This window comes from Rhizobium sp. BR 317 (assembly GCF_047445835.1).
GTDB classification, from domain to species: domain Bacteria; phylum Pseudomonadota; class Alphaproteobacteria; order Rhizobiales; family Rhizobiaceae; genus Rhizobium; species Rhizobium paranaense.
The window spans coordinates 1-3,512 of the sequence record NZ_JARWLB010000067.1 but is presented as its reverse complement, the minus strand read 5'-3'; the positions used below and the strand labels follow the sequence as shown (position 1 = coordinate 3,512).

At 59.0% G+C, this 3,512-nt stretch carries 5 protein-coding genes; 4 read left to right on the top strand and 1 reads right to left on the bottom strand.

Translation table 11 applies throughout. The features are described from left to right. A partial coding sequence (locus QD357_RS31540) for an aldo/keto reductase (RefSeq protein ID WP_414125903.1) occupies positions 1-541 on the top strand: 541 nt, incomplete at its 5' end. A 31-nt stretch (positions 542-572) separates the two neighbouring features. On the opposite strand, the gene QD357_RS31535 is transcribed toward QD357_RS31540, so the two are convergent. After that, on the bottom strand, positions 573-839 hold the full coding sequence (locus QD357_RS31535) for a hypothetical protein (protein ID WP_414125905.1): 267 nt from the start codon (positions 837-839) through the stop codon (positions 573-575). Here QD357_RS31535 and QD357_RS31530 point away from each other — a divergent pair. From QD357_RS31530 to QD357_RS31520, 3 genes are all read left to right on the top strand, one after another. Further along, positions 723-1,619, top strand: coding sequence for an L-threonylcarbamoyladenylate synthase (locus QD357_RS31530; protein WP_414125904.1), 897 nt, complete (start codon positions 723-725; stop codon positions 1,617-1,619). The two genes, QD357_RS31535 and QD357_RS31530, sit on opposite strands and share 117 nt — an antisense overlap. Before the next feature lie 257 nt (positions 1,620-1,876). Then, entirely contained in the window at positions 1,877-2,920 is a 1,044-nt protein-coding gene (locus tag QD357_RS31525; protein ID WP_414125902.1) for an aldo/keto reductase, read from the top strand. A 161-nt stretch (positions 2,921-3,081) separates the two neighbouring features. Then, positions 3,082-3,423: a hypothetical protein gene (locus QD357_RS31520; protein ID WP_245314367.1), complete on the top strand. Its 342-nt coding sequence runs from the start codon at positions 3,082-3,084 to the stop codon at positions 3,421-3,423. Positions 3,424-3,512 lie beyond the last annotated feature (89 nt).

Below are 3,512 nucleotides of genomic sequence, written 5' to 3'. Positions count from 1 at the left end.
CGTTCGAAGCGGCAAGGTTCGCTACATCGGAGCCAGCAATTGTTACGCATGGCAATTTGCGCGCGCGCTCTACAAGTCGGACKCTGCCGGATGGTCGCGTTTCGTTTCKATGCAAGCTCAGATGAACCTCCTTTATCGCGAGGAAGAGCGGGAGATGTTGCCGCTCTGTAAAGCTGAAGGGGTGGGGATCATCGCGTTCAGTCCGCTGGCTCGCGGGCGCCTCAGCCGGCCTTGGGAGGAAAGCAGTTTGAGGTCCGAGACCGACAATGTCACCGCTCGGTTCTACGGTCACGCGGACGAGGCGGATCGCCGCGTCGTAGACGTCGTCGCAAAGATTGCAGACGACAAGAACGTCCCACGATCCCTCGTTGCGATGGCGTGGCTTAACACAAAGGCGGGCGTGACGGCTCCTATAATCGGCGCAACGAAGCTACAGCATCTGAAGGATGCCGTCGCTTCCTTGGCCGTCAAGCTAAGCGACGACGAGGTCCGCGAACTCGAGGAGCCATACGTGCCGCATAGCGTAGTCGGCTTGAACTGAGTTTGGCTCAGCGGGGACGACGTTGAGGCTGTCAGGAGGCACGCCGAACCGGGCCTCCTGAGCCAATGGCTTTGGTCGTATCGATCTCTGCTCCCTTCCAGAACCAGCGCGAGGAAAAAAGATGACCACCACCCGTCATTTTGACGTCAGCGACAGCGCGATTGAAGCTGCCGCCCGGCTCATGCGAAATGGCGAAGTTGTCGCGTTTCCGAYGGAGACGGTTTACGGGCTCGGCGCGGACGCCAGCAGCCCCGCCGGGATCGAGCGCATCTATGAAGCCAAAGGACGCCCGCGGCATAATCCCCTGATTATCCACGTTTCGGACGTGGAAATGGCGCGCAGGATGGCACATTTCAATMCGGAGGCAGAGTTGGCTGCTGCCAGCTTTTGGCCGGGACMTCTGACATTGCTCCTGCCAAAGCGGGAAGACGCGGGGCTCGCAACCGCAGTTACCGCGGGCATGAAAAATGTCGCAATCCGATTTCCCTCGTCGAGTGTCGCCCAACGGCTGATCCGGGCCGTCGGATTTCCGGTGGCAGCGCCTTCAGCCAATCGTTCCGGGAAGGTCACCTCGACCCGCTTCGTGGAAGTTGTCCGCCAGTTGGACGGACGGATTTCGGGAATCGTGGAAGAAGACATATGCGATCACGGCCTGGAATCGACTATTCTGTCTTTGGTCGGATCTCCGATCATTCTACGCCACGGGTCAGTTCCGCGGGAGGCACTGGAAGCTTTACTCGGCCCGATTGACGAGGACACTGGGCCCCAAAAAGTCTCGGCACCAGGCCAGCTAAAGAGCCATTATGCTCCGGAAGCCGCCGTTCAGATGAATGTCGACMGTCCTGCCGCCAATATGGTCTGGGTCGGTTTCGGACCGGAGTGCGAGGGCTGTCAATTGACGCTGTCTTCTTCCGGTGACCTTCAGGAAGCTGCCCGCAACCTCTACACCGCCATKAGTGAAGCCGACGCCTTGGCCRGCGCGAGTGACATKATTGCATTCGCCCCTGTGCCTCTGATTGGCCTTGGCAGGGCAATCAACGATCGGCTGAGACKAGCTGCCGCGCCCCGTTGCGCGTAGGCGGCATTTTTAAGCAATTCGCAAAATGCGGATGGCGGCATGCAAAAAACGCTTGCCTCTATAGGTATGACCTTATACCTTACACCTTGCCGATTGAGGAGTCAGGCCACGGAGGTCCATCAAGCATTTCTGGTGTGGTTGGCGGCAGACGCCGGCGACATGACACGCATTTGGGACACGGGCTTTACCCGAACAATGACGGCATGGCGGAAGCTACATCGCTTCGACGCCTCCTATCGACATCTAGGGATGATCACATGACCGAACTTGAAACTAGGCCGCTCGGAAAAAGCAAAGTGCAGGTAACTTCGCTTKGGCTAGGCACAGTGCCGCTCTCTGGCTTCAACGCCGATGTCTCCTACGACKAATTCGAAGCGACCATCCTCGCCGGGTATGCGGCCGGCATCCGCTATTTCGATTGCGCGCCGATGTATGGATTCGGCAAGTCGGAGCATTATCTTGGCCATGCCCTCAGGGCGAACAAGCTGCGCGAAAACGTGGTKGTAAGCACCAAAGTMGGACGCGTATTGAAGCCCGCAAGCAGGACGWAGAAGTTAGAGACCGTCTACGGCATCGAGTGGATMGASCCGCTTCCGTTTCTCGATACCTACGATTACACCTATGACGGCGTGATGCGMGCATTCGAAGACAGCCAACAGCGCCTCGGCCTAGACTATATTGACGTTCTTCTCGTGCATGACGTTGGTCGGGCATGGCACGGCGACCAGAGCGAATTCTATTGGAACCAGTTGCGGGCCTCCGGTTACAAGGCACTGGACGAACTTCGCTMCAGCGGAGCCGTATCGGCCATTGGTCTGGGTGTCAACGAGGCCGAGTCTGTCGTGGGTGTCGCCCGTKAATTTCCGATCGACTGCTMGTTGATCGCCGGCCGMTACACCCTTTTGAATCATGCCCCGCTTGAGGCCGCGTTCGACGAGTTGCTCCAGCGGAACGTCTCCGTGATCGCCGGCGGGATCTTCAATTCMGGGATCCTMGCGACCGGCGTAAGCGGTCCCGCGGCCACTTACGATTACGGCAAGGTTCCGGCGGCCGTCGTCGAAAAGGTCAAGGCCATCGAGAGCATTTGCTTAAGATATGCGGTGAGCTTGCCTGCAGCGGCGATGCAATTCGTCTATGCGCATCCGGCAGTGGCCACGCTGGTCATGGGTGCAAAGAGCGCATTGGAAGTCGAGCAGAACGTCAAGGCGATCAACGAGACAATACCCGGTGCATTTTGGGACGCTTTGACTGAGGCGAGCCTTCTTCCGTCAAACGCTCCGCTGCCGACGGCTGTACGATGATGGCCAGCGGAGGCACCGTTTTCGGCGGCTTCCGCTGTGAAGCGCTCGTGKGTTCGGTTCCATCGCCGGAGGCGCGCGCATGCCTCGAGGCGCTCGTCAGGACATATGGCGAGCTCCTCGCGATCTACTCCTTCATGCATATGGCATTGAGGGAGAAGAGCATGCGCCTCTTGATTGGAGAACTCGCCAATCGCGCCACAGAGATAAAGCGATCCGTCCGTTCCTCGCTTGCGGGCTTGCGCGGTCTCGCGGGGCAGGGCCACGCACTCTCCCATCTTGGACGGGCAGATGGCCTGCTTGTCGAGGCGGAGGAGCACCTGCAGCGCGGTGTCCTGGTTTCAGATGCACCCCTGCTGGGGCTGCTTTCAAATGCGGCGATCGAGCTGAAACGATCGGCCGCCATCTTAGGCACGTCGACCTTCGACACGACAGCATGCTGTGGAGGGTCCCTACTTGGACATGGGGAGGAAGACCATGGGAACGCATTCGATCTGGGTGCTTGAATACTCTCGAAGCCCGGTGCACCCGGTCAGCGGGGTTTTTTACGGCGCCCATAATCAGGGCACGATGAACCTGCCGTTMGCATACATAC

Excerpts from the sequence above, each read along its gene's own strand:
- QD357_RS31520 (WP_245314367.1), top strand. The coding sequence starts at position 3,082 with ATGCGCCTCTTGATTGGAGAACTCGCCAATCGCGCCACAGAGATAAAG.